The 23357-nt window shown below is 52.8% G+C and carries 20 protein-coding genes and 8 tRNA genes; 21 read left to right on the forward strand and 7 right to left on the reverse strand.

The window, feature by feature from the left end; all coding sequences use genetic code 11:
* Position 1: 1 nt before the first annotated feature.
* Positions 2 to 643, reverse strand: coding sequence for a TetR family transcriptional repressor PsrA (gene psrA / locus JQC75_RS09175; RefSeq protein ID WP_203327063.1), 642 nt, complete (start codon positions 641 to 643; stop codon positions 2 to 4).
* A 188-nt stretch (positions 644 to 831) separates the two neighbouring features.
* Between psrA and JQC75_RS09180 the strand changes: the two genes are divergently transcribed.
* Positions 832 to 2700 carry a M2 family metallopeptidase gene (locus tag JQC75_RS09180; RefSeq protein ID WP_203327064.1) on the forward strand — a complete coding sequence of 623 codons (1869 nt, stop codon included), beginning with the start codon at positions 832 to 834 and terminating at the stop codon, positions 2698 to 2700.
* A 183-nt stretch (positions 2701 to 2883) separates the two neighbouring features.
* Here JQC75_RS09180 and JQC75_RS09185 read toward each other — a convergent pair whose 3' ends face one another.
* Positions 2884 to 3471 carry a Smr/MutS family protein gene (locus tag JQC75_RS09185; protein ID WP_203327065.1) on the reverse strand — a complete coding sequence of 196 codons (588 nt, stop codon included), beginning with the start codon at positions 3469 to 3471 and terminating at the stop codon, positions 2884 to 2886.
* A 111-nt stretch (positions 3472 to 3582) separates the two neighbouring features.
* Between JQC75_RS09185 and JQC75_RS09190 the strand changes: the two genes are divergently transcribed.
* Together JQC75_RS09190 and JQC75_RS09195 are read left to right on the forward strand one after the other, a co-directional pair.
* Entirely contained in the window at positions 3583 to 4146 is a 564-nt protein-coding gene (locus tag JQC75_RS09190) for a YybH family protein (protein WP_203327066.1), read from the forward strand.
* Between the two features lie 17 nt (positions 4147 to 4163).
* Positions 4164 to 4622, forward strand: a complete 459-nt coding sequence (locus JQC75_RS09195; protein WP_203327067.1) for a YchJ family protein — start codon at positions 4164 to 4166, stop codon at positions 4620 to 4622.
* Between the two features lie 39 nt (positions 4623 to 4661).
* Here JQC75_RS09195 and JQC75_RS09200 read toward each other — a convergent pair whose 3' ends face one another.
* From JQC75_RS09200 to JQC75_RS09210, 3 genes are all read right to left on the reverse strand, one after another.
* Positions 4662 to 6839, reverse strand: a complete 2178-nt coding sequence (locus tag JQC75_RS09200) for a putative bifunctional diguanylate cyclase/phosphodiesterase (RefSeq protein ID WP_203327068.1) — start codon at positions 6837 to 6839, stop codon at positions 4662 to 4664.
* 136 nt (positions 6840 to 6975) lie between these two features.
* Positions 6976 to 7263 (reverse strand): DUF406 family protein, encoded by a 288-nt coding sequence (locus JQC75_RS09205; RefSeq protein WP_203327069.1) that lies wholly within the window; start codon positions 7261 to 7263, stop codon positions 6976 to 6978.
* A gap of 95 nt (positions 7264 to 7358) precedes the next feature.
* On the reverse strand, positions 7359 to 7871 hold the full coding sequence (locus JQC75_RS09210) for a VC2046/SO_2500 family protein (protein WP_203327070.1): 513 nt from the start codon (positions 7869 to 7871) through the stop codon (positions 7359 to 7361).
* A 125-nt stretch (positions 7872 to 7996) separates the two neighbouring features.
* Here JQC75_RS09210 and JQC75_RS09215 point away from each other — a divergent pair.
* The 4 genes from JQC75_RS09215 (at position 7997) to JQC75_RS09230 (ending at position 9550) form a co-directional block, all read left to right on the forward strand.
* Positions 7997 to 8081, forward strand: a tRNA-Tyr gene (locus JQC75_RS09215).
* A gap of 37 nt (positions 8082 to 8118) precedes the next feature.
* Positions 8119 to 8203 (forward strand) — tRNA-Tyr (locus JQC75_RS09220).
* Between the two features lie 27 nt (positions 8204 to 8230).
* Positions 8231 to 8315: transfer RNA gene (locus JQC75_RS09225), tRNA-Tyr, on the forward strand.
* A gap of 164 nt (positions 8316 to 8479) precedes the next feature.
* Complete coding sequence (locus JQC75_RS09230; protein WP_239002124.1) at positions 8480 to 9550, forward strand: PLP-dependent cysteine synthase family protein; 1071 nt, start codon at positions 8480 to 8482, stop codon at positions 9548 to 9550.
* Positions 9551 to 9639: 89 nt separating this feature from the next.
* Here the strand turns inward: JQC75_RS09230 and queE are convergent, their stop codons facing one another.
* A complete protein-coding gene (queE, locus tag JQC75_RS09235; protein ID WP_203327071.1) occupies positions 9640 to 10311 on the reverse strand; it encodes a 7-carboxy-7-deazaguanine synthase QueE in 672 nt (223 codons plus the stop codon).
* 191 nt (positions 10312 to 10502) lie between these two features.
* Between queE and queC the strand changes: the two genes are divergently transcribed.
* Both queC and rrtA read left to right on the forward strand, forming a co-directional pair.
* A complete protein-coding gene (gene queC, locus JQC75_RS09240; protein WP_203327072.1) occupies positions 10503 to 11195 on the forward strand; it encodes a 7-cyano-7-deazaguanine synthase QueC in 693 nt (230 codons plus the stop codon).
* Positions 11196 to 11245: 50 nt separating this feature from the next.
* On the forward strand, positions 11246 to 11809 hold the full coding sequence (gene rrtA, locus JQC75_RS09245; protein ID WP_203327185.1) for a rhombosortase: 564 nt from the start codon (positions 11246 to 11248) through the stop codon (positions 11807 to 11809).
* Between the two features lie 145 nt (positions 11810 to 11954).
* On the opposite strand, the gene uvrB is transcribed toward rrtA, so the two are convergent.
* A complete protein-coding gene (gene uvrB, locus JQC75_RS09250) occupies positions 11955 to 13973 on the reverse strand; it encodes an excinuclease ABC subunit UvrB (protein WP_275403212.1) in 2019 nt (672 codons plus the stop codon).
* 754 nt (positions 13974 to 14727) lie between these two features.
* Between uvrB and JQC75_RS09255 the strand changes: the two genes are divergently transcribed.
* From JQC75_RS09255 to JQC75_RS09310, 12 genes are all read left to right on the forward strand, one after another.
* Positions 14728 to 14803, forward strand: a tRNA-Asn gene (locus JQC75_RS09255).
* 49 nt (positions 14804 to 14852) lie between these two features.
* Positions 14853 to 14928 (forward strand) — tRNA-Asn (locus tag JQC75_RS09260).
* A gap of 23 nt (positions 14929 to 14951) precedes the next feature.
* Positions 14952 to 15027 (forward strand) — tRNA-Asn (locus tag JQC75_RS09265).
* Positions 15028 to 15050: 23 nt separating this feature from the next.
* Positions 15051 to 15126 (forward strand) — tRNA-Asn (locus JQC75_RS09270).
* Positions 15127 to 15149: 23 nt separating this feature from the next.
* A tRNA-Asn gene (locus JQC75_RS09275) sits at positions 15150 to 15225 on the forward strand.
* 148 nt (positions 15226 to 15373) lie between these two features.
* Positions 15374 to 17302, forward strand: coding sequence for an EAL domain-containing protein (locus JQC75_RS09280; RefSeq protein WP_203323848.1), 1929 nt, complete (start codon positions 15374 to 15376; stop codon positions 17300 to 17302).
* Positions 17303 to 17378: 76 nt separating this feature from the next.
* On the forward strand, positions 17379 to 17957 hold the full coding sequence (gene rsxA, locus JQC75_RS09285; protein ID WP_203323849.1) for an electron transport complex subunit RsxA: 579 nt from the start codon (positions 17379 to 17381) through the stop codon (positions 17955 to 17957).
* Positions 17957 to 18526 carry an electron transport complex subunit RsxB gene (gene rsxB / locus JQC75_RS09290; RefSeq protein WP_203323850.1) on the forward strand — a complete coding sequence of 190 codons (570 nt, stop codon included), beginning with the start codon at positions 17957 to 17959 and terminating at the stop codon, positions 18524 to 18526. The genes rsxA and rsxB overlap by 1 nt, the downstream gene beginning before the upstream one ends.
* A complete protein-coding gene (gene rsxC, locus JQC75_RS09295) occupies positions 18520 to 20940 on the forward strand; it encodes an electron transport complex subunit RsxC (protein ID WP_203323851.1) in 2421 nt (806 codons plus the stop codon). Before rsxB ends, rsxC begins: the two co-directional genes overlap by 7 nt.
* A gap of 2 nt (positions 20941 to 20942) precedes the next feature.
* Positions 20943 to 21989 (forward strand): electron transport complex subunit RsxD, encoded by a 1047-nt coding sequence (gene rsxD / locus JQC75_RS09300; protein ID WP_203323852.1) that lies wholly within the window; start codon positions 20943 to 20945, stop codon positions 21987 to 21989.
* Positions 21990 to 21998: 9 nt separating this feature from the next.
* Positions 21999 to 22646 (forward strand): electron transport complex subunit RsxG, encoded by a 648-nt coding sequence (rsxG, locus tag JQC75_RS09305; RefSeq protein ID WP_203323853.1) that lies wholly within the window; start codon positions 21999 to 22001, stop codon positions 22644 to 22646.
* Positions 22639 to 23337, forward strand: coding sequence for an electron transport complex subunit E (locus tag JQC75_RS09310; RefSeq protein ID WP_203323854.1), 699 nt, complete (start codon positions 22639 to 22641; stop codon positions 23335 to 23337). Before rsxG ends, JQC75_RS09310 begins: the two co-directional genes overlap by 8 nt.
* Positions 23338 to 23357: the final 20 nt, after the last annotated feature.

Below are 23357 nucleotides of genomic sequence, written 5' to 3' on the forward strand. Positions count from 1 at the left end.
GTTATGCCTTGCTGACCGGCACGGCAACGCCGGCGGCCATATAGGGAATGACTTTACGGATAACAGACTCTATATCGTTCTGCTCTTTGAAGTCGGCTTCAGCAATTTCCATCAGGGCATCGGAAGATGCCATGGTGAAGACGACTGTCCCCAGGGTGAAGTGCAGACGCCAAAACATTTCTGCTGGCGGTATATGGGGAGCACTTTGGCTGACGACCTGAACAAAACGGTCCAGATGTTCACCGTAATGGGTAGTAATAAACCAGCGCAGATGGCCCTGGCTTTCGATATAGCCACGACCAAGGAGCTGCAGAAAAATGCGGGTCCCTTCGGTTCGAACCTTGTTAAGATCCAAAAGCGGCCTTACCAGGGCAGAAAAAATGGTCTCCAGGGAGGCATTTTCACTGCTTTGCGCGAGCTTTGTCAGCTCTGTGGATGCGCCAGGCATAAAGACGTCGAGGTAACGGGCCAGCACGGCACGGATTAGCTCTTTTTTGGAGCCGAAGTGGTAGTTGACCGAGGCAAGGTTTACTTCTGCCTTACTGGTAATAAGCCTCAGGGAGGTTTCTGAGAAGCCCCGCTCCGCAAACAACTTTTCGGCGGCATCAAGAATTCGGGTTTTGGTGTCGGATCGATTCGCCATTCCGTGACCTATGATTAATTTAAAACACTCGTTTAAATTAATCATAGGTAAAAGCCTTGTCAAACGAAATCTGAACAGGTGTTTACATTGTGCGGGATTAAGTTTGAATTCACATAGTAATTTATGCCGCTGCTCGTTAGACTTTTGCCGTTCGATAATAACAAGGATGCAACCAAATGACCCAAGCAATGACTCATACATTGTTACGCCCCGCCAAACTGGCCTTGGGTGTAGCCCTTGCACTCGGTTTGAGTGCCTGCCAGGACGACCAAAAGTCTTCCAGCGTTCATAAAGACACACCCGCAACCCCAGAGGTCGCAGCCAGGGTATCCAGCCAGGATGCAATTGATTTTATCAACAAGGCCGAAGCTGAACTTGCTGCGCTCTCGCTCGAAGCCAACAGAGCCGAGTGGATATACAGCAACTTTATTACCGAAGACACCGCCTCCTTGTCGGCGGCTGTAAATGAAAAGGTAACCGCCACCTACGTCCGTTTAGCCACAGAAGCCGCCAAATTCGCCGATGTTGAGTTGGATGCGGTTAACGCCCGTAAGCTCAACATGCTGAGAAGCGCTATTGTGCTGCCCTCTCCACTCGACCCTGCCAAAAATGCGGAGCTTGCCGGTATCGTTGCCGAGCTCAACGGCCTTTATGGTAAAGGTAAATATTGTTTGGCAGATGACCGCTGCCTGACGCAGCCAGAGCTGTCTGCCCTGATGGCCGAGTCCCGTGACCCTGCGCTGCTCAAAGAAATCTGGGCGGGCTGGCGTGAGATTGCCAAACCCATGCGCCCGCTGTTTGAACGCGAAGTGGTACTGGCCAACGAAGGAGCCAAAGACCTTGGCTTCGCCAATTTATCCGAGCTGTGGCGAAGCCAGTACGATATGGCGCCTGATGCCTTTTCAACTGAGCTTGACCGTCTCTGGGGCCAGGTAAAACCCCTTTATGATTCGCTTCATTGTTATGTGCGGGGCGAATTGAATCAGCAGTACGGTGACGAAGTCGTCCCCAAAACCGGCCCCATTCCGGCTCACCTGCTGGGTAATATGTGGGCTCAGCAATGGGGCACCATTTATCCGTTGGTGGCGCCAAAAGATGCGGACCCGGGCTATGACGTGACTGAACTGCTCGCCAAGCAGGGTTACGACGAGCACAGGATGGTAGAGCAGGCTGAGAGCTTCTTTACCTCTCTGGGTTTTGACAAGCTGCCTGATACCTTCTGGAGCCGTTCACTCTTTGTTCAGCCTAAAGACCGTGATGTAGTCTGTCACGCTTCAGCCTGGGATCTGGACAACGAGGATGACATCCGTATCAAGATGTGTATTCAGAAAACCGCTGAAGACTTTACCGTTATTCACCACGAACTGGGCCATAACTTTTATCAGCGTGCTTACAAAAACCAGCCTTTTATCTTTAAAAACAGTGCCAACGATGGCTTCCATGAAGCCATTGGTGACACGGTAGCCCTGTCCATCACCCCCAAGTATCTGCAACAGATTGGTCTGCTCGAGACGGTTCCCGATGCCTCAAAAGACATAGGTCTTTTGCTCAAACAAGCCCTGGACAAGGTGGCCTTCCTGCCATTTGGCCTGATGATTGATCAGTGGCGCTGGAAGGTATTCAGCGGTGAAATCACACCGGCCAACTACAACCAGGCATGGTGGGATCTGCGCCTCAAGTATCAGGGCGTGATGGCTCCGGTGGAGCGTACCGAGGCCGATTTCGACCCGGGTGCCAAGTACCATGTGCCGGGCAATGTGCCTTACACCCGTTACTTCCTCGCACACATTCTGCAGTTCCAGTTCCACCGCTCACTGTGCGACGTAGCCGGTGACAAGGGCCCAGTGCACCGCTGCTCCATTTACGGCAATACAGACGCTGGCGCAAAACTCAATCAGATGTTGGAAATGGGCTCAAGTAAGCCCTGGCCCGAGGCTCTGGCCGTGGTCACAGGCAAACAGGAAATGGATGCCAGCGCAGTACTTGACTACTTTGCCCCGCTGAAAACCTGGCTCGATGAGCAAAACTCCAGCGCCAACCGCCAGTGTGGTTGGTAATCTATTGACAGACTCCAGCTGGGGTTAGGCTCCTTCCAATCTCAGGAGTGTGAGAGAGGGAAGTCGCGACAGGCTCACCTGTGTTGGACAAAGCAAAAGCCCGGTTTTTAACCGGGCTTTTGATTGTTAATCAAGCGTTCTATTGTCAATTGGCGATGGTTTACCGCCAACATGACAGACCATTCAGCGACGCGCTCCCTTGCGATTGGTTTCCCGGCTATGCACCTTTGCCGCATCTGACTTACGCAACATCACATACAGGGCGCCAGTGCCCCCTTCTTCTTTTATTGCCGAGTGATACGCACTGACATCCTCAAGACGGGTCAGCCAGGTACAAAGGGCAGATTTCATCAGGGCTTCGAATGGCTGATTACCTAAACCTTTTCCGGGAATAAGCAGAAGATTCCGGTCGCCGCGAAAGAGCGCTGAATCAATCAGACCAAGCAGCACCTCTCTTGCCTCTTTTAATTTCAAACCGCGAAAATCGTGCCTGACTTTGGCTTCATAACGGCCTAATCGCAATTGCTTTAATACCGCCTCTTGCACGCCTTCGCGGTTGAAACTGACCACCTCGTCCCCTTTGACGCGCACAAGCTCAGCCGGATTTACCGGTAACCATTCAAGTCGCTCGTCGCTGTCGGCGGCCTGACGACGTATTCTCGCCGCCTCATCATCACAGCTACTTTGCAGAAAATGGTGTCTGTCAGCCTCTTTAAGCGGGGTCACATCAGCCATTTCTGCCATAAACAGATCCAGTTCTTCACGCTGCACGCTGCTATCCTCTAACGCTGGAAGTAACACACTTTGTAAAGATATGCCGCTTGGGTTACGGCCTCTCATACATTATATTTGCCTCATAATAGCGTTATTTAAGTCAAACAGATGAGAATTTTTCCAATATTGATGGGCCTCGTGCTCTCGTTTGCTGCTTTGGCAAACAGTGAGGTGCAAACGACAGACGACCTGGCCATCAATAAAACCTATGACCTCTTTTCCGAGGCCTTCGATAAACTGAATGCCACCCTGATAGGCGAGGCATATACAGAGAGTGCCTGCTATATTCCCGAGCGTCACGACAAAGAGATCATTCGTGGACGTGATGCGATTGTGTCCGTTTATGAAAAGTTTTTCGGCAAAATCCGCAGTAAAAACGCCCGCATCGAAGTGGACTTTAGGGTGATAGACCGCAGCCGCGCAGGCGATTCGGTCACCGACGTTGGCTATTACCTCATACGCTTCCATCCCGCCAGTGATACGGGTGAACCAGTGAGCGAATACGCAGGAAAATTTGTCACGGTTTCCAGAAAACAAGCTGACGGCAACTGGCTGCTGTCAATCGATTCCAGCAACCGTTCAGAGCCTAAGTTTTACTATCAGACGCAGCCTGTGGGCGAACTCTATTTCGGGCAAAGGTTCAACTCGCCCGATATGGCCAAAAAACCCTGAATTGCGAGCTTGATACCATGTCGACACCCTGCCCTTGTGGCCCAGGAAGCTATCACAGCTGCTGCGAGCCCTATCACGCCGGTAAGAAATCCGCCCCCACGCCAGAGGCCTTGATGCGATCTCGCTACAGCGCCTTCGTGCTTAAACTGTGGGATTATTTGATTGCAACCCACCACCCAAGCCATCTCCATGGACTCACGCAAACCCTGCTGGCCGAAGGCCCACACCCGCAGTGGCGAGGCCTCACGGTGCACGACAGCCAATTTGATAACCTGAGCGGAGAGGTGTTTTTCACGGCGTGGTATCGGGATGACGACAGATTGGATGGCATGTGTGAGCGCTCATCCTTCGTTTTCGAGCAAGGTCAATGGTTTTACACCCAAGGGAAGCAATATGCGCCAAAGCTTCCCGGTAGAAATGACCCCTGTGTTTGCGGCAGCGGTAAAAAGCTTAAGCAGTGTTGTTTGGGCAAATAACGCAGTCACCATTAAAAAACGCGCCCATGGGCGCGTTTTTTAATGGACGGTGACGACTCTGTCCTGACCGATAAATCTCGAAAACTCCGCCTCGCGCAATGCCGGGCTATAGAGAAAACCCTGCGCCTGGTGGCACAGATTGGCCGCCAAAAACGCCTCCTGTTCCGGAGTCTCGACCCCTTCTGCCGTCAGAGACAGATTCAGTGCCTTGGCCATGGCGATAATGGCGCTCACAATCTCCTGGCTTTCGCGGCTGATGGTGAGATCGGAGATAAACGAGCGGTCAATTTTAATCTTACTGATGGGAAACTGCTTCAAATACCGCATCGAGCTGTAACCCGTACCAAAATCATCAATGGCCAGGCCCACCCCCAGCTCCGCCAGCTCCTGGCAAAGATTGGTGGCATAGCGAATATCTTCCATCAGCTCGGTTTCGGTAATTTCCAAAATCAGCGTCTTGGGCTTGAGGCGATAGCGGGTCAGCAATTGCCACACCTGCTCGTACAGATTACCGCTGAAAAACTGCCTGGCAGATACGTTCACATGCATGGAGATATCCAGGTTGTGATGCTGCCACAAGTTAAGCTGCCGACATGCGGCTTCCAGCACCCAACTGCCAATGGCAGTGATCAGGCCCGATTGTTCTGCAATATCAATGAAAGCGCCGGGATAAAGCACGCCCTTTTTGGGATGATGCCAACGGATAAGGGCTTCTGCGCCTGTGTAGCGGTCGTTCTGCAAATCACGAAGTGGTTGATAATAAAGCTCAAACTGCCGGCCTCGAATGGCCGAGTGCAGGTCACGTTCAATCTGTGCATCGTCTTTAAACGCGCTGAGGAGCGTATTATTGAAGATCTGGATGGCTGCGCCCTGCTTCTTCTTGGCGTACTGCACTGCGATATCGGCACAGGTCAGAGGCGCAATTAGATTACTGACAGAGGCGATATCCACAATCGCCAGCGCAGGCTTGGGATCAACCTGTTCCCGGCCAATCTGAACCGGCGCGGACAAATGCTGATACAGCCGGTTGCTGATGAGTTCCACTTCTGCAATTTGCTTCTCACCCAACAACAAAATGGCAAACTCATCGCTGCCTACACGGGCGATTTCGGTAGCCTTGTTGATATCAGAAAAGTGTCTCAGGCGCCGTGCAATCTCCATAAGGAGCGCATCACCCTGCTCGTGGCCATAGGTATCGTTAAATCGTTTAAAGCCCACCAAATCAACCAACAACAATTGGCCCTGTTGAGTCCTGTCGAGTACCCGGTTGAAATGGAGCCTGTTATACAGCCCGGTCAAGGAACAACGCCAGGCAAGGCGTTCCAACTCCTGCTGGTAGTTATGCTGTTCAGAACTATCTTCGCAGGTTACCAGCACATAATAGTTACCGCGCTCAGTAACGAACTGGCTGGCCTGATAGTTCAGCCAATAGTCACGTCCATCGTAACGCTTAAGCTTCACCTCCCCCTTGGCACTGAGGCCACGGCACACCCGCCCGAGCACTTCTTCACCAAGCCTCGCGTGCTGCTTGAAAAAATCCAATTGCCGTAAGGAGCGACCAATAACCTTTTCTCGGGGGACGCCCGTAATATCGCCGTGTGCCTTATTCACGTACTCTACGGCTTCGGTGTGCAGGTTAATGAGCATAAAGACCTGCTCAGACTGCTCTACCGCACTCTTGAACAGGGACAATTTTTCTTCTTTGTCGTAGGTATTACGGGTCGCCAGCGCCAGCGCCAGCTGATCTGCGACCTGGCTTGCAATATGAAGTTCGCTGTCGGTCCAGCGTGCGCCTATGCTGCGCTCAAGGCTGAGCACCCCTTCAATATGGCCATTTATCCTAATGGCGACTTCAAGGGCCGAGTGAATACCGTTAGGGGTAAAATAGCAGGACGCCAGCTCAACGAGTCTTGGATCTTTTGCCACATCAAAGGCATCGATGTGACGTCGGCTCTCGAGCTCTTTCAGATACAAGGGGCAGTCGGCAATTTGGGTGGGGCGCCGTGCACAGGGTTCGAGGCGGCTTTTTCCGAAGTGTGCCACCTGATGCTGGCTTGACAGCTGCGCATCAAAAGCCCACACACTGGCATCACACAACCCCAGTGTTTGACACAAGAGTTCTGTGGCCAGTTCGGCGGTTTTTTCGAAGTCACCTTGCTGCTTGGCAGCCGAGTGAACTATTTGATCGACCAGATATTGATATTTACGCCTTTTCACTCAGTTCCCTAAATCCCAGGGTGCGGGAAACGACGGACGTCTGTGCGCCCTATTGTAAATTATTGTTATTTTTTATTGGTTTTCGACTGTACATCAGCTGATTACTTTGTAGCAACAGCGCGTACAATTAATTTTTTCACAGACCCTGCTCCAATTGAAAAATCATTTTTTCGGCGGCCACGTCAAAGTTGAGCCTGAGGCGGAACCCTGCGTCAGTGGGGTCAATCTGACCTGTTACGTCGCCAAAACGGGTTACAGCCAAATCAAGCAAGTACTGCGCTCTAACATCGGCGTCTTCGCCTGAAAGCTCTAACGTAAGAACAGTATCTTCTTCTCCTATAACAGCACCTATGTCGACAAAGCTTCCACAGTCGGTGCAGGTATCATTAACACTGGATGATTGATTCGTTTTGATGGCCTTCATGACGCCAAACTCCTTCTGATAGCCCTGCTGGGGGTTAATTGGGTGCAATTACCCACAATTATAGGTAAATGCGCGACGCCAAACCCTGTGTTGGGTCAAACCATGGCCATCAGATTTCGGCTGTCAGGATGCTCCATGAGTTTTTCCAGAGCACGCTGCGCTTCGAGTATGTCGGTAAAATGCTGGTGTGAGGGTAGTGCTGGACGCTCGTCCGAATAATACCGACGCTGCACAGTGGGAGAGCAGTTACTCAGTGCAATTAGCATGTCGGCAGGAACATCACCCCGTATCACCAAAGGCTCGGGCAAGAGGGCTTCTGTCAGATGAAACGCCTTTTTGCCAAAGGTTCGGAATACACCGCTGTTATCCATACAGTCTTCGGCGCCGGGCGTGGCAATCAAGGGTTGCTTAGGGGGCAGTTCGAATTGTTTGTTCAGCCTTTGCTCAACCGACTCATTGGGGGATAGACAAAACTCTGCAAAATCACGGGCATCCTGGGACAACATGGCCAAAATCAGGCCAAAGTCACCCCTGCGCCCGTCTTCCACAGCGCGGGCAAGGCGGTCACCTACTTGGCTTTCATTGACTAAACCAGCAGCAATTTGCATAAAAAAACGTCACAAAAACAGGTTGTTGTCATTTAATCGACCAATCGGCGACTAACTTTAGCCTTTTTTGCAAATTTAGCCTTTACATGACAATAGATTCTGCTTACTATTGCCGCCGCTGATGAGGAGGGGTTCCCGAGTGGCCAAAGGGATCAGACTGTAAATCTGACGGCTCCGCCTTCGAAGGTTCGAATCCTTCTCCCTCCACCACTTCAGCAACGCAAAAAATGTAAAGCAAGAAACTTGTGGAGGGGTTCCCGAGTGGCCAAAGGGATCAGACTGTAAATCTGACGGCTCCGCCTTCGAAGGTTCGAATCCTTCTCCCTCCACCACTTGTTTCTTTCACTTTACGCCCTGATGGAGGGGTTCCCGAGTGGCCAAAGGGATCAGACTGTAAATCTGACGGCTCCGCCTTCGAAGGTTCGAATCCTTCTCCCTCCACCATCTTCTCTGCCCTAGCGGCCGTCTCAAACTGAAATTCATCTCTCGTATTCAATTATTCCAGTCCCAAGAAACATATTAACTGTATCGGCTTTGATCCCGATGCTGTGAAATCCGCTTGATTTTGCTTATTATCCAAGCTCGTATCGCAACACACAGGACTCCCCATGAGCCTTCCCATTTGCACCAATTGGGTAGCCAATGCCATCGGCAAAATCGAAGCCGACTTTCAGCGCAGCGCCGACACCCACCTGATCAAGCTTGAGTTGCCGATGCTTGAAGGTATCGACATCTATTTAAAAGACGAAAGTACCCATCCCACCGGTAGTCTCAAGCATCGCCTGGCTCGCTCACTGTTTTTGTACGCGCTGTGTAATGGCTGGATAAAAGAAGGCACCGCAGTCATTGAGTCGTCATCGGGCAGTACGGCAGTGTCAGAGGCCTATTTCGCCCGTCTGCTGGGATTACCCTTCATAGCGGTCATGCCAAAGAGCACCGCCAAGCGCAAAATCGAGCAAATTGAGTTCTACGGCGGACGTTGCCACTTTGTGGAACATTCCAGCGAAATTTACGCCGAGTCAGAAAAGCTCGCCAAAGAACTGAATGGCCACTACATGGATCAGTTCACTTACGCCGAACGGGCCACCGACTGGCGCGGTAACAACAACATTGCCAATGCCATTTTTGGTCAGATGGAGCGCGAACCTCACCCTATCCCCAGCTGGATTGTGATGAGCCCCGGTACCGGCGGCACCTCGGCCACCATAGGCCGCTATATCCGCTATCAGCGCCTCGCCACCAAACTCTTGGTGGTTGACCCCCAGCACTCGGTATTCTACGACTATTTCATAAGTGGCGATGCCGGCATTACCTGCGAGAAAGGCAGCTGTATTGAAGGCATTGGCCGTCCCAGAGTGGAGCCTTCGTTCATTCCCGGCGTGGTGGATGAGATGCTGAAAGTGCCAGATGTTGATTCCATCGCCACCATGTATTGGCTTGAGTCCCTGATTGGCCGAAAAACCGGCCCTTCTACCGGTACCAACCTGTATGGCGCACTCAAGCTGGCCTCACAAATGAATGCTCGGGGCGAAACCGGCAGCATAGTGACCCTGATTTGCGATCCGGGGGAGCGCTATCTGGATACCTACTACAACAGCGCCTGGGTCAGCACCCATATTGGCGATATCACGGCATCAAGCGCAGCACTTGGCGCCTTCAATGAAAGCGGCAAGCTCTGAACTGCGCCATGCCCAAACTAAAAAAGCTCCCGAGGGAGCTTTTCTATTTCAATGATGCTTAGCCGCGGCCAGGCACCTCGCGTAGCAAATCAATCGATATTCAAATACTTATGAGTTTGAATCGACAGGCGCCAATTACGGGCAATGCAGGTTTTCATCGCAAGCTCGGTGGCACGGGGCTTTTGGCTGATGGGCTGCAAACAGACAGTTTTGCTGCTGATATCTATGCCTTCAAGCAGCGCATCGAGCTCGTCGATATGTGCATCAGTAGCCACAGGGTGTTTGATTTCATTGGCACGCTCAAGCGCCTGTGTCAGTACAGGGTAGCCGCCTTTCATATTGACCTTGGGTGACACTGTCACATAGGTGTTGTCAGAGCAGCGCACCTCAAAGGTGCCGCTGGTTTCTATCTGGCAGTGAAGACCGGCCGCTTCAAAGCCTTCTGTCAGGTCAGTCAGGTCGTGCATACAAGGCTCACCACCGGTGATAACCACCAGTTTTGCTGTAAAGCCCTTTTCATTGAACGCATCAACCAGGGACGCGGCCGAATGCATGGCCCAGCGGCCAATGCTGCCATCTACCTGAATAACATCCGCAGGCGCCACCTTGTTTTGCTCCAGTACATCCCAGGTTTGGGCGGTATCGCACCAGGGACAGGCAACAGGACAACCCTGCAGACGCACGAAGATAGCTGGCAGGCCGGTGTGGCTGCCCTCGCCCTGAATGGTTTCAAACACTTCGTTGACGGGATACTCGGTCATCAAAAATTGCTCTGCTGTTGTCCATGCCCTGATGGGCAAACACTGGATACTCAATACGGCCGGGTGTTATAGAAGATTTTTGCGTTGGATTCAAGGGAACTTTTCCTGTGCACTTGCAAGGGTGCTTTGATGCCGCACCGCCGCTGGGATACACTATATCCCCAAAAGTTTAACTCAGTATCGGTTTTTCCATGTCCAAAGCAGTCGTCGTTTTCAGTGGTGGTCAGGATTCCACTACCTGTTTGGTGCAGGCTCTGTCGCAGTTTGATGAAGTGCATGCCATCACCTTTGATTATGGTCAGCGCCACAGTGAAGAAATTGAAGTGGCCAAGGCACTGGCAAACGAGCTTGGGTGTGCGTCCCACAAAATCATGGACGTATCCCTGCTGGGTGAACTTGCCATCAGCGCCCTCACCCGGGACGCTATCCCGGTTTCCCACGAACTGATGGAAAATGGCCTGCCCAACACTTTTGTGCCGGGTCGAAATATCCTTTTCTTAACGCTGGCTGGCATTTACGCTTACCAACTGGGCGCAGACACAGTTATCACCGGCGTGTGTGAAACCGACTTCTCCGGTTACCCTGATTGCCGTAACGACTTCATCAAGGCCATGGAGCAGGCACTCAATCTTGGCATGGACAAGAAGCTGGAAATCCGCACACCACTGATGTGGCTCAATAAAGCTGAAACCTGGGCGCTGGCCGACCGTTACGGCAAACTTGAGCTGGTACGCAATCAGACCCTAACCTGCTACAACGGTATCCGTGGCGATGGCTGTGGCGACTGCCCCGCCTGCTTGCTGCGACGCCGTGGCCTTGAAGATTACCTCTCCAACCGTGACGCGGTAAACGCCGAACTTGCCAATAAGACGGCCGCCAATTGAGTCTACAGCCGCTCTCGAGTCTGCTGCCTTCCATAGACAAACGGCTGCTGATGGTTGGCGCCGTGCTGACGCTGCTGTGCACAGTGCTCTATTTTTTGCCTGTTGATGGGAAGCTTAACTGGCAAAGGCAGCTCATCGGCGTAGGGGAATACTGGCGCCTTATCAGCGGCAATTTGCTGCACACCAATCACTGGCACCTGCTGATGAATCTGGCAGGCTTCTGGGTCATATTAAGCCTGCATCACTTTCATTACCGCATCGCAGGCCTGCTTTTACTGCTGTTGATACTTTGCCTCGGTGAAGGTGTTGGTCTGTACCTGTTTTACCCAAGCCTTCATTCGTATGTGGGCCTGAGCGGTATATTGCACGGTTTCTTTGGCTTTGGCGCCATAATGGACATCAAACGTGGGATCACATCCGGTTGGCTGCTGCTGATTGGCCTGTGTTTGAAGGTTGGCTATGAGCAGCTATATGGCGCCAGCAGCGATGTGACTCAGATGATAGGTGCGCGGGTGGCAACCGAGTCGCATCTGGTTGGCGCTGTGCTTGGCATCATGTTCGGGGTAGGCTATCTCGCTTATGCCCGGCTTGTCACTGCGAGGGTGGCTGCTTAACCGAACCATCAACCATGGGATGGGCCTAATAAAAACACGCGCCGATGCGCGTGTTTCTATTTCTGAACCAGTCCTGAATCCACTGCGAGGCGTAACCGTATTTCACTTCACGTTCTTACGCAGCGGCTTCAGCGAGTAACGACGGCTATGCCTTCAGCAGTTGCTGGCGCAACGCATGGATTTCATCCCTGATCGCAGCGGCCTGCTCGAACTCCAAATCTCTTGCATGCTGATGCATTTGTTTTTCAAGTGCATCGATTGTCACGGCAATCTGATGTGGGTCGTGTTTCATCGACGGTCTGTCGGCCACACCACCACGACCACCTGGCTTGGGCGCACCGCGGCTTGGCGCCGAACGCTCACCCACATCCATCACATCGGTGATTTTCTTGACCACGCCGCGGGGGATGATGCCGTGCTCTTGGTTAAACTTTATCTGCTTTGCGCGGCGTCTGTCTGTTTCAGCGATAGCGCGGGCCATGGAGTCAGTAATGCGGTCACCATACAGGATAACCTTGCCATTCACGTTACGGGCGGCGCGGCCTATGGTCTGAATCAGAGAGCGTTCAGAGCGCAAAAAGCCCTCTTTGTCCGCATCCAGAATGCACACCAGAGAAACTTCCGGCATATCAAGACCTTCCCTCAGCAGGTTAATCCCAACCAGCACATCAAACACCCCAAGGCGCAGGTCGCGGATGATCTCCATCCGCTCAACGGTATCGATATCCGAGTGCAGATAGCGGACCTTGACGCCATGTTCATCGAGGTAATCGGTGAGATCTTCTGCCATTCTCTTGGTGAGTGTGGTCACCAGCACCCGCTCGTTTACTTCCACCCGTTTACCTACTTCAGAAAGCAGATCGTCCACCTGAATAGCCACGGGTCGAACTTCCAGCTCGGGGTCAATCAAGCCGGTGGGACGCACTACCTGCTCGGCTATATCATCACCGCTCTTCTCAAGCTCATACTTGCCGGGGGTAGCCGAGACGAAAATCGTCTGCGGCATCAGGGACTCAAACTCCTCAAATTTCAGCGGCCGGTTATCCAGTGCCGACGGCAAACGGAAGCCGTATTCCACCAGGGTGGTTTTACGTGAGCGGTCGCCCTTATACATGGCGCCGATTTGCGGCACCGTATTGTGGGACTCGTCGATTATCATCAAACCGTCCGCTGGCAAGTAATCCAGCAGCGTTGGCGGCCCTTCCCCTTCGGCACGGCCAGACAGGTATCGGGAGTAGTTTTCAATCCCTGAGCAGTAACCAAGCTCAGTCATCATCTCTACATCGTACTGCACCCGCTCGGTTATGCGCTGGGCTTCTATGAGTTTGTGGTTATCCAAAAACTGCTGCTTACGGCCCCTCAGCTCCTCTTTGATGAGGTCGATGGCTTCCAGGATTTTTTCCCGCGGGGTGACATAGTGGGTCTTTGGGTACACAGTGGCACGGGCAAGACGCTTGGTGACCTGGCCCGTGAGTGGGTCGAATTCGCTGATGCGCTCAATCTCGTCGTCAAAGAGTTCTACCCTGATGGCATCGCGCTCGGAATCCGCAGGGAAGATGTCAATCACTTCACCACGAACCCTGAAGGTACCCCGCTGTAAGTCGATGTCGTTACGGCTGTACTGAAGCTCAGTCAGGCGCCTTAAGATGTCGCGCTGGCCCATAAAGTCGCCCTGACGGAGGTGCAGCAGCATCTTCATGTAGGAATCGGGGTCGCCCAGACCATAGATCGCAGAGACAGACGCCACTATCACCACGTCACGCCGCTCCAGAAGCGCCTTGGTGGCTGACAGGCGCATCTGCTCTATGTGTGCATTGACCGAGGCATCCTTTTCAATGAAGGTGTTTGAGGCCGGCACATAGGCCTCGGGTTGGTAATAGTCGTAGTAGGAGACGAAATACTCCACCGCATTATTGGGAAAAAACTCCTTCATTTCGCCATAGAGCTGCGCTGCCAGGGTTTTATTAGGTGCCATGATAATGGTGGGGCGCCCCAGGGCGGCAATCACGTTGGCCACGGTAAAGGTTTTCCCTGACCCCGTTACCCCAAGCAAGGTCTGGCAGGCAAGTCCAGCCTCCAGACCGTCAATCAGTTTAGCGATGGCTTTTGGCTGATCGCCCGCCGGTGAGTAATTGGAAGAAAGTTGAAAAACGTGCTCAGACACAGAAAGGGTCATCCTTGTTAAGCCGGGCGTCTAGTGTAAACCAGCGTACAAAAGACGCCAACTGCGCTAACTCAGCAGGATATGCTCTGTGGCTAATACAGCATTTTGTAACTCTCTGACATATCGCCACAGGTTGGCACCTTTCGCTCATTTGGTACGCTCGTACAGCGAGTCATGACAAATTAATGCACACATTTTATGTTGTCGCGTCTCTACAATTTTCATCCGCAACCCTGTTGTGGGCGGTCTACTACCACAAACCACTTGACATTGATTTTATTGAATATTTTGCAAGCGCACTGGGAAGGTGCAATTTAAGACAAATCCCGAATTCATGCGGGTTTGCGGCCTCATTTATCGTGAAACCCACAGGCTTATCCACAGAAATTGTGGAAAAGTGCCTGAAAGCCTCACGGGGCGTGGCTTTGGTCACGGTGTAGCTCAGAGGGCTTATCTGAGGGTCTGTTTGTAATTTAACTACATCTGTAATGGCCATAATATGCAGCTTCACTTGCTGATACCTTAACCTTGATACGTTTTGGCGCCGCTTTACGGGCTGAATTCAATCTTTCGCACGCTAAAACAGTGACTTGCTGGGCAAAAGCTGAACATAGTGTTGATTTTCACGCCACGATGCACATTAGATGAGCACTTAACGTCTTAATCACACTTTTTTTGGTTTCCGGCGTTGACTCATCAGGCCACCCGTTTTACTATGCGCTCCGTTCTCAGCGAGCAGTTGTTTTACAACGATTCCCCTGTAGTTCAGTCGGTAGAACGGCGGACTGTTAATCCGTATGTCACTGGTTCAAGTCCAGTCAGGGGAGCCACTCACTGAAACGCGCCTTTAACGGCATGAAGTTACTCGCAAAAATTTGTTCCCCTGTAGTTCAGTCGGTAGAACGGCGGACTGTTAATCCGTATGTCACTGGTTCAAGTCCAGTCAGGGGAGCCAACTTCACTTGCGATACAATCTGTTCCCCTGTAGTTCAGTCGGTAGAACGGCGGACTGTTAATCCGTATGTCACTGGTTCAAGTCCAGTCAGGGGAGCCAACTTCACTTGCGATACAATCTGTTCCCCTGTAGTTCAGTCGGTAGAACGGCGGACTGTTAATCCGTATGTCACTGGTTCAAGTCCAGTCAGGGGAGCCAATCGCACTTCAGTTTTCTTCGATTCCCCTGTAGTTCAGTCGGTAGAACGGCGGACTGTTAATCCGTATGTCACTGGTTCAAGTCCAGTCAGGGGAGCCATCGAAATCCATCCCCTCCCGTGATATTTACTCTTGCAGCTCAAATCCTGTTGATTTGGATTTTGTTTTCTCTGCTTTGAGGTTACACTTTTCGCTGCTTTTCACATTCTTTAGCTAAAATCTTCAAAACGGCGTTAATGGAATTAGCCATGAGTTTGACCAAAACTTTCCCCCTCGCGCTTATTTTGCTTTTCGGTGGTGCAGCCCTTTGGTTACATCAAGAGAATCTTGGCCTGATGCAGGATGATCGTCAGGCCCTGGAAGCGCAATATCAGAACAAATCCACTGAATTGGTATCCTGGCATGGCGATGGCCAGGCACTCTACCAACACCTGCAAAAAGACATCAAATTGCAGTTTTTTCAGTACACGGATGGCACTGACGGCAGTCGTAACTTCACCACCGGACAACTGCAGAAAACACCTGAATCGGTCTTGGAAAACCTGTTTCCGCTGGAGATAACTGATACCCGTAACCTACCCGATGGCCGTTTGATGGTGAAATTGGACACCAGCCTTCCCCGAGCTCAGGCAGTCAAAACCTACTCAGAGCAGCTATTCATGCTTACCTGTTTGTGGGGTGCTTCTTTACTGCTGTTTTTTGGATTGGCATCCACCCTGTCCCGTAAAATCCAATACGCAGCCGACTATCTGAAGTCACTTGCCGAGCTGAATTTCTCACCGCCCGAGCAATCCAAACTCGGTGGTGAGTTAAAGCCCCTTGCCAGCGCATTTGAAGAAGCCCGGCAAGCACTCAAACACAAAATTGATGGTTTACATCAGGAAAACGAAAAACTGTCCCGCGCCGCATTTCAAGATCCCATTACCGGTTTTGGCAGCCGCGCACGCTTTACCCGTAAGTTGGATGAGTTGGCCAAGAGTGAGAAGGATTTACTCGGTTCGCTCGCCATGTTGCAAGCTACCGAGCTTGGTACCATCAATCAGCTCAAGGGCCGCACCGCCGGTGACGACTATCTTGCGAAAGTGGCAGGATGTTTACGCAAGGCAGGTAGCGCCTTTCCTGAAGCGGAGTTTTACCGAATAAGCAGCTCTGACTTTGCGGTATTCCTGCCCAACCTGGTTATCAGCGATGCAGAACGCTTTCTTGAGCCACTGAAAACCTTACTCGACGAATATCAGTCAACCGCAGCCATGGAATCTGTCGCCTACACCGGACTGGTGCCTTATAAAAGCGGGGTTGACCCGGTAGGTTTGCTCAGTCTCTCCGATGCGGCGCTCAGTATCGCCCAAACCCTGGGTTCAAACAGTTTTCATGTGCTTGAAAAATTCAGTGACGATCAGGAAATTGGCGATAATCGCTGGCAAGTAGCCATTACCGAGATTATTACCCAACGCGCGGTGCGATTCTTTCAGCAACCCATCCAACCCTGCCGCAGTGAGGTGGAAGTTTACCGCGAACTCTTTGCCCGCTTCTTTAATGCTGAAGGCAAGGTTTTGCCAACGGCCACTGTGATTGCCATGGCTGAACGCCACGGGCTAAGCCAGGAACTGGATAAGCTGGTGGTGCTGTCCGCAGTGCGCATGCTGCTGGATAATCCCAACTTAACCGGTGCCTACGGGGTAAATATCAGCGCGGTGTCGGCGACCGATGATAATTTTGTGGTTTGGCTTAAAGATCTCCTGACCAAACACAGGGCCATTTCTACCCGACTGGTATTGGAAATCAACGAGAGTGGTCTCCAAACCAATATGCAGGGCAGTTTCCGCTTTATTCGGGACGTACACAGCGTAGGCACCCGGGTATCCATTGAGCGTTTTGGCATGGGCTTTACGTCCTTTAAATTCTTCAGGGAAGTCAGACCCGATTATATCAAGCTCGATGCCACCTACAGCGAAGCCATTGATCAAGACGCCAATAACAAGTTTTTTGTGCGCATGATGATAGATATCGCCAGACGTATCGGTGTCAGGGTCATTGCCTGCGGCGTGGAACGTCAGGAAGAAAAGCTGACGCTGGAAAAATTAATGGTGGATGGTTTGCAAGGCTTCTATATTGCCAAACCGGAACCTGCCACCGGCAAAGACGTGCTTGACGAGAAACTCGCCCGGCAGCGTTAACCCTGCATTTGATGTGTTGTTAATAAGACTCAAAAAGCCGATAATACCCGGCACCGACCGCTAATGCTTTGTTGCGATGAGTGAATATCTCCTGTTGTTGATCGGTACTGTACTGGTCAACAACTTCGTATTGGTAAAATTTCTCGGACTTTGCCCCTTTATGGGGGTGTCAGGCAAGCTTGAGTCTGCCATCGGTATGTCGATGGCGACGACTTTTGTATTGACTCTGGCATCTGTTCTCAGTTTTCTGGTGAACCAGTACCTGCTGGCGCCTTTTGATTTGACCTATCTTCGCACCATGAGCTTTATTCTGGTGATTGCCGTTGTAGTGCAATTTACTGAAATGCTGGTACAAAAAACCAGTGCAAGCCTGCATCGTGCACTGGGCATCTATCTGCCGTTGATTACCACCAACTGCGCCGTACTTGGCGTTGCCCTGCTCAATGTCAACGAGCAGCACAACTTCCTGGAGTCTGCCATCTACGGTTTTGGCGCCGCGGCGGGATTCTCTTTGGTGCTCATTCTTTTCTCTGCCATGCGTGAACGCCTTGCCGCGGCCGATGTGCCCATGCCTTTTCGGGGCGGCGCCATTGCCATGATCACTGCAGGCCTGATGTCTCTGGCCTTTATGGGCTTTACCGGTTTGGTGAAATAATGTCTGCAGTCATGATAGCCGTTGTATTGCTGGGCCTGCTGGCATTGGTATTCGGTGCCATATTGGGCTTTGCCGCCGTTAAATTTAAGGTGGAAGGCGATCCCCTTGTTGATCAGGTCGAGTCCCTGCTGCCGCAAACCCAATGTGGCCAGTGTGGTTATCCCGGTTGCCGCCCCTACGCCGAAGCCATCGCCGGCGGCGACCAAATCAACAAATGCCCGCCGGGTGGCACCGCCACCATGGAAAAAATCGCCGAGCTCATGGGGGTTGAACCACAGCCCCTGTCTGCCTCAACCGAACAGCAAGTCAAAAAAGTCGCCTACATTCGGGAAGATGAGTGTATCGGCTGTACCAAATGTATTCAGGCTTGTCCGGTGGACGCTATTGTCGGCGCCGGTAAGCTTATGCACACCGTCATTACCCAGGACTGCACCGGCTGCGATCTTTGTGTCGAGCCCTGCCCCGTCGATTGCATCGACATGCTCCCTGTCACTCAGGACATCAAGACCTGGAACTGGAAACTGAGTGCGATTCCCGTGATGCAGCTCGAAGAGGATAAACAGTGCTGACGCTTTTGGAACAACTGGATAAAGGCACGCTTTGGCGCTCACCCGGTGGTATTCATCCTCCTGAGATGAAATCCGTCTCCAATGGCACTGCCATCGCCCCGCTGCCACTGTTTGCTGAATACCTGATCCCGTTGCCTCAGGTAGGCGAACAGGCCATTCTCGCCGTCAAGGTGGGAGATGAGGTACGTAAAGGTCAGGCGCTTACTCAAGGCCAGGGCGTTGGCTATTTGCCGGCCCATGCCCCCACGTCAGGCCGCATCAAAGCCATTGAATCACGACCAAGCAACCACGCATCAGCCCTGCCCGTGCTGACTTTGGTGCTGGAAAGCGATGGACAAGACAAGTGGTGTGAACTTAACAGCGCTTCGCTGGACGAGCTTTCACCGGCCGAAATGGTGAAAAAGGTCCAGGATGCCGGTATCGCCGGTATGGGCGGTGCGGCATTCCCGAGCCACATTAAATTGAGTCCCGCCAGTGAAATTGAGTTGGTGATAGTCAATGGTGTCGAGTGTGAGCCCTACATCACCGCGGACGATCGTCTGATGCGCGAACATGCCGATGACATCATCGCAGGCGTCGGCATAGTAGAGCGCATCCTCGCCCCCAAACGTATCATCATCGCCATCGAAGATAACAAACCTGAAGCCGCTGATGCCATGCGAGCCGCCATCAATCGCAGCCAGATGCCGGCAGGACTGGTCAGGGTTACAGTTATCCCCACCAAATACCCTTCCGGCGGCGAAAAGCAGCTTATTCAGATAGTAACAGGCCAGGAAGTGCCCTCGGGTGCGATTCCCGCTCAGCTCGGCATTTTGGTGCATAACGTGGGTACATTATTTGCCATCCGCGATGCCGTTATTGACGGTAAACCACTGATAGAGCGGATTATCACTGTTACCGGTAATGCGGTAAGTGAACCCGGGAACTACCGCGCACTGATTGGCACCAAGGTTCAGGATGTACTTGACCACTGTGGATTTCGCGCTGCAGAGGCCCAGAAAATCATTATGGGTGGCCCCATGATGGGTTACACCCTCGCCAATACCGAGGTACCGCTTTTAAAAGGCAGTAACTGCCTGCTTGTGCCAAACGGGCTCGAAATCACCGAGATGCCACCCGAAAAGCCCTGCATTCGCTGTGGCGAATGTGCTGTCGCCTGCCCGGCTTTGTTGTTGCCACAGCAGCTCTTTTGGCACGCCAAGGCCGAAGAATATGACAAGGCACAGAGCTACAACCTGAAAGATTGTATCGAGTGCGGCTGCTGCAGCTATGTCTGCCCCAGTGATATCCCGCTGGTAGAATATTACCGGGTTGCCAAGGCCGCCATTAGGCAGCAGGCCGAAGAAAAAGCCAGTGCAGAGCGCGCCAAAGTGAGATTTGAAGCCCGCATTGCCCGCCTCGAAGAAGAGAAAGCGGCCCGCGAAGCCAAGGCCAAAGAGGCGGCGGAAAAACGCAAAGCTGCCATGGCAGGCGGCGAAAAGGATGCCATAGCAGCAGCCCTCGCCCGGGTTCAGGCTAAAAAGGCCGCTCAGGGCCAAGCGGCTGCACAAGAGGACGCATCTCCCACGACGCCATCTTCAGACTCGGCTGCGGATCCCAAAGCTGGTGTGGCTGCAGCCATTGCGCGCGCCAAGGCCAAAAAGGCCGCGCTGGCATCGGGTGGCAATAGTGCTACTGCCGATAGCGCACAGACCACTGAGAATAACGGGGCGAAAGACGCTGACAGCGCTGAAAGTGAGAACCTGACTCCGGCAGCAGAGATTCAAGACACCAAGCGAGCAGCTGTTGCCTCAGCCATCGCCAAGGCGAAAGCCAAAAAGGCCGCAAAGGATGCCGATGACCAACAGGTGACTGCGCCAGACAGCGCAGCCCCAGCGTCACCGCTGACAGACGCCCCCGCGATGGATGACAAAGCGGCACGGGTAGCCGCCGCTGTTGCAAAGGCCAAGGCGAAGAAATTGGCCGCAGGCGCTGCTGAGACCACGCCACAGGATGTCGCCGTTCAGCCTGATGGGGGTATCAACCCAGAGGAGCCAGCGGCGCCAAGCGGACGTGATGAAGACAGCCCTGTGGACGAAAAGGCGGCCAGAGTCGCCGCAGCGGTAGCCAAAGCCAAGGCGAAAGCAGCGGCAAAACGCGCACAGGTACAACCCGAATCCGCTGAAGTTGCAGACATTCACTCTGATACCCAAGCTAAAGAGGCTCAAGAGGCCGACATTCAGGTAACCGCCAATATGGCTGGCGACACTCAGCATATCGACACTGGCTCTGAGCAAGATATCCCCGCTATGCATCATTCAGGCGCAGAGACGTTGGCAGTTTTGCCATCGGATGCCGAGGCGCTCAAGAAAGCCCGTATTGCTGCTGCCGTCGCCAAAGCCAAGGCCAAAAAAGCCGCCAAGGAGCATGAATAATCATGGCGTTCAAGATTGCATCCTCACCCCATGTGCGTAAAGACAGCCAGACATCGGCCGTGATGCAGCGCGTCATTCTTGCTGCCTTACCGGGCCTCGCTGTTCAGTGCTATTTCTTTGGTTGGGGCACCTTTATCCAGGTGTGTGTTGCCATTGCCACAGCCGTGGCCGCTGAGGCCCTGGTTTTGAAGCTGAGAAATCGCCCGGTTTCTCCCACCTTGATGGACCAGAGTGCAGTGCTGACTGCCCTTTTGATTGGCGTCGCCATTCCACCGCTGGCCCCCTGGTATTTGGTGGTGATAGGCACGGTATTCGCCATCGTAATGGTGAAACAGCTTTATGGTGGTCTGGGGCAAAATCTCTTTAACCCGGCCATGGCAGCCTATGTATTGCTGCTGGTTTCCTTTCCGGTACTGATGACGACCTGGGCTGCGCCAAGTACGCTGGCCCAAAGCAGTGCCGGCATTCTGGATGCCATTGAAGTTATCTTTTCGACCCATGGCGCCGCAGACTTTGCGCTGGGCATTGATGGCGTGTCCATGGCAACTCCACTGGATACACTGAAAACCGACTTGTCCATGGGGCTGACCGCCGATGAAAGCCTGAAGAAAGCCATTTTCGGCGGAGGCAGCACAGGGGAAGGCTGGTTCTGGGTGAATCTTGCGTATCTGTGCGGCGGCGTGTTTTTGCTTGCGACCAAAACCATTCGCTGGCACATCAGCGCAGGCCTTCTCGGGGCCCTCTTTGTGTGCAGTCTCTTTGGCTTTGGTGCCTCACCAGACACCCACGCCAGCCCACTGTTTAACCTCTTCAGCGGTGCGACCATGCTGGCGGCCTTTTTTATCGCCACCGATCCTGTGACCGCCGCCACAAGTCCCCGGGGAAGGCTACTCTTTGGGGCCATGATTGGGGTGCTGATTTATCTCATCCGCACCTTTGGAGGTTACCCTGATGGTGTGGCGTTTGCGGTGTTGCTGGCCAACCTCTGCGCCCCGTTAATCGACTATTACATCAAGCCCCGGGCCTATGGCCATCGTGGCAGCCTGTAGGAATTGGCGATGCAAAAATCCATCATCAAAAACGGACTCCTGTTAAGTGGCTTTGCCCTTGTCTGTACCGCCGCCGTGGCGCTGGTTAACGAGGCCACCAAAGACAGGATTGCCGAGCAGCAGCGGCTTGAGCTGACCCGCATTCTGCATCAGATAGTGCCCGATGAACTTCACGACAACGATCTCGGCGCAAGCTGTATTCTCGTTCATAATCCCGAAGCGCTCGGCACCGATGAGCCCATGCCAGTTTATCTGGCAAGTACCGCCACTGAGCCGGTAGCGCTGGCCATCGAGACCATTGCGCCCGATGGTTATAACGGCAATATTCGCCTCATCATTGGAGTCGACCTTGATGGCAAGGTGCTGGGTGTGCGAACCCTCACCCATCAGGAAACACCTGGGCTTGGTGATAAAATCGAGCTGCGTAAGTCCAACTGGGTGCTGTCGTTCAACGATAAGGTTTTTTCTGACAAGGCAACTGACCGCTGGAAGGTGAAAAAGGACGGCGGTGACTTTGACCAGTTCACAGGTGCCACCATCACCCCAAGAGCCTACCTTAAAGCGGTGAGCCGTACCCTGACGTTCGTCAATGCCAATCAGGCAGCGTGGTTTAAACGACCACTTGGCTGTGATAACGGAGCCAATGCAGATGAGTAATTACAAAGAGATTGCCTGGCAAGGGCTTTGGAAAAATAACCCTGGACTGGTACAGCTTTTAGGCCTTTGCCCACTGCTTGCAGTAACCGCAACCCTGACCAATGCCCTGGGACTCGGGCTTGCCACCGTTGCCGTGTTGATTGGCTCAAACGTGCTCGTGTCGCTGGTGCGTGAATTTGTGCCCAAGGAAATTCGCATTCCCGTGTTTGTGATGATCATCGCTGCCCTGGTAACAGTAGTGCAGCTTGTTATCAACGCCTATGCATACGGTCTTTATTTGTCTCTGGGTATATTCCTGCCGCTCATTGTGACCAACTGCGTCATCATAGGCCGCGCCGAAGCCTTCGCATCCAGAAACAGTTTGGGCGCCGCCGCCTTTGATGGTTTGATGATGGGCACGGGCTTTACTGCGGTGCTCGCTGTCCTTGGCGCAGTGCGGGAAATCCTTGGGCAAGGCACCCTGTTTGATGGCGCAGATCTGCTGCTCGGCGACTGGGCCGCCTCTCTTCGTATCGAGCTTTGGCAGGTTGATAACAGCTTTTTGTTGGCCATGCTGCCACCCGGCGCGTTTATCGCCATGGGTTTGCTGATTGCGGTTAAAAATGTCATTGACAAGCGCCTGGAAGCGAAAAAGCCGGCTCCTGAGTCCGCTCCTGCCATCACCCGTGCCAGGATAACCAAAGTAGGCTGAGTAAAGCAGGCCAAGTAAGG

The organism is Shewanella litorisediminis, assembly GCF_016834455.1.
GTDB lineage: Bacteria > Pseudomonadota > Gammaproteobacteria > Enterobacterales > Shewanellaceae > Shewanella > Shewanella litorisediminis.

What these genes read in the sequence shown, in the direction of transcription:
- psrA (WP_203327063.1), bottom strand. Translation starts at nt 643, where the DNA reads ATGGCGAATCGATCCGACACCAAAACCCGAATTCTTGATGCCGCCGAA.
- JQC75_RS09180 (WP_203327064.1), top strand. Translation starts at nt 832, where the DNA reads ATGACTCATACATTGTTACGCCCCGCCAAACTGGCCTTGGGTGTAGCC.
- JQC75_RS09190 (WP_203327066.1), top strand. Translation starts at nt 3,583, where the DNA reads ATGAGAATTTTTCCAATATTGATGGGCCTCGTGCTCTCGTTTGCTGCT.
- JQC75_RS09195 (WP_203327067.1), top strand. Translation starts at nt 4,164, where the DNA reads ATGTCGACACCCTGCCCTTGTGGCCCAGGAAGCTATCACAGCTGCTGC.
- JQC75_RS09205 (WP_203327069.1), bottom strand. Translation starts at nt 7,263, where the DNA reads ATGAAGGCCATCAAAACGAATCAATCATCCAGTGTTAATGATACCTGC.
- JQC75_RS09210 (WP_203327070.1), bottom strand. Translation starts at nt 7,871, where the DNA reads ATGCAAATTGCTGCTGGTTTAGTCAATGAAAGCCAAGTAGGTGACCGC.
- JQC75_RS09230 (WP_239002124.1), top strand. Translation starts at nt 8,480, where the DNA reads ATGAGCCTTCCCATTTGCACCAATTGGGTAGCCAATGCCATCGGCAAA.
- queE (WP_203327071.1), bottom strand. Translation starts at nt 10,311, where the DNA reads ATGACCGAGTATCCCGTCAACGAAGTGTTTGAAACCATTCAGGGCGAG.
- queC (WP_203327072.1), top strand. Translation starts at nt 10,503, where the DNA reads ATGTCCAAAGCAGTCGTCGTTTTCAGTGGTGGTCAGGATTCCACTACC.
- rrtA (WP_203327185.1), top strand. Translation starts at nt 11,246, where the DNA reads ATGGTTGGCGCCGTGCTGACGCTGCTGTGCACAGTGCTCTATTTTTTG.
- JQC75_RS09280 (WP_203323848.1), top strand. Translation starts at nt 15,374, where the DNA reads ATGAGTTTGACCAAAACTTTCCCCCTCGCGCTTATTTTGCTTTTCGGT.
- rsxA (WP_203323849.1), top strand. Translation starts at nt 17,379, where the DNA reads ATGAGTGAATATCTCCTGTTGTTGATCGGTACTGTACTGGTCAACAAC.
- rsxB (WP_203323850.1), top strand. Translation starts at nt 17,957, where the DNA reads ATGTCTGCAGTCATGATAGCCGTTGTATTGCTGGGCCTGCTGGCATTG.
- rsxD (WP_203323852.1), top strand. Translation starts at nt 20,943, where the DNA reads ATGGCGTTCAAGATTGCATCCTCACCCCATGTGCGTAAAGACAGCCAG.
- rsxG (WP_203323853.1), top strand. Translation starts at nt 21,999, where the DNA reads ATGCAAAAATCCATCATCAAAAACGGACTCCTGTTAAGTGGCTTTGCC.
- JQC75_RS09310 (WP_203323854.1), top strand. Translation starts at nt 22,639, where the DNA reads ATGAGTAATTACAAAGAGATTGCCTGGCAAGGGCTTTGGAAAAATAAC.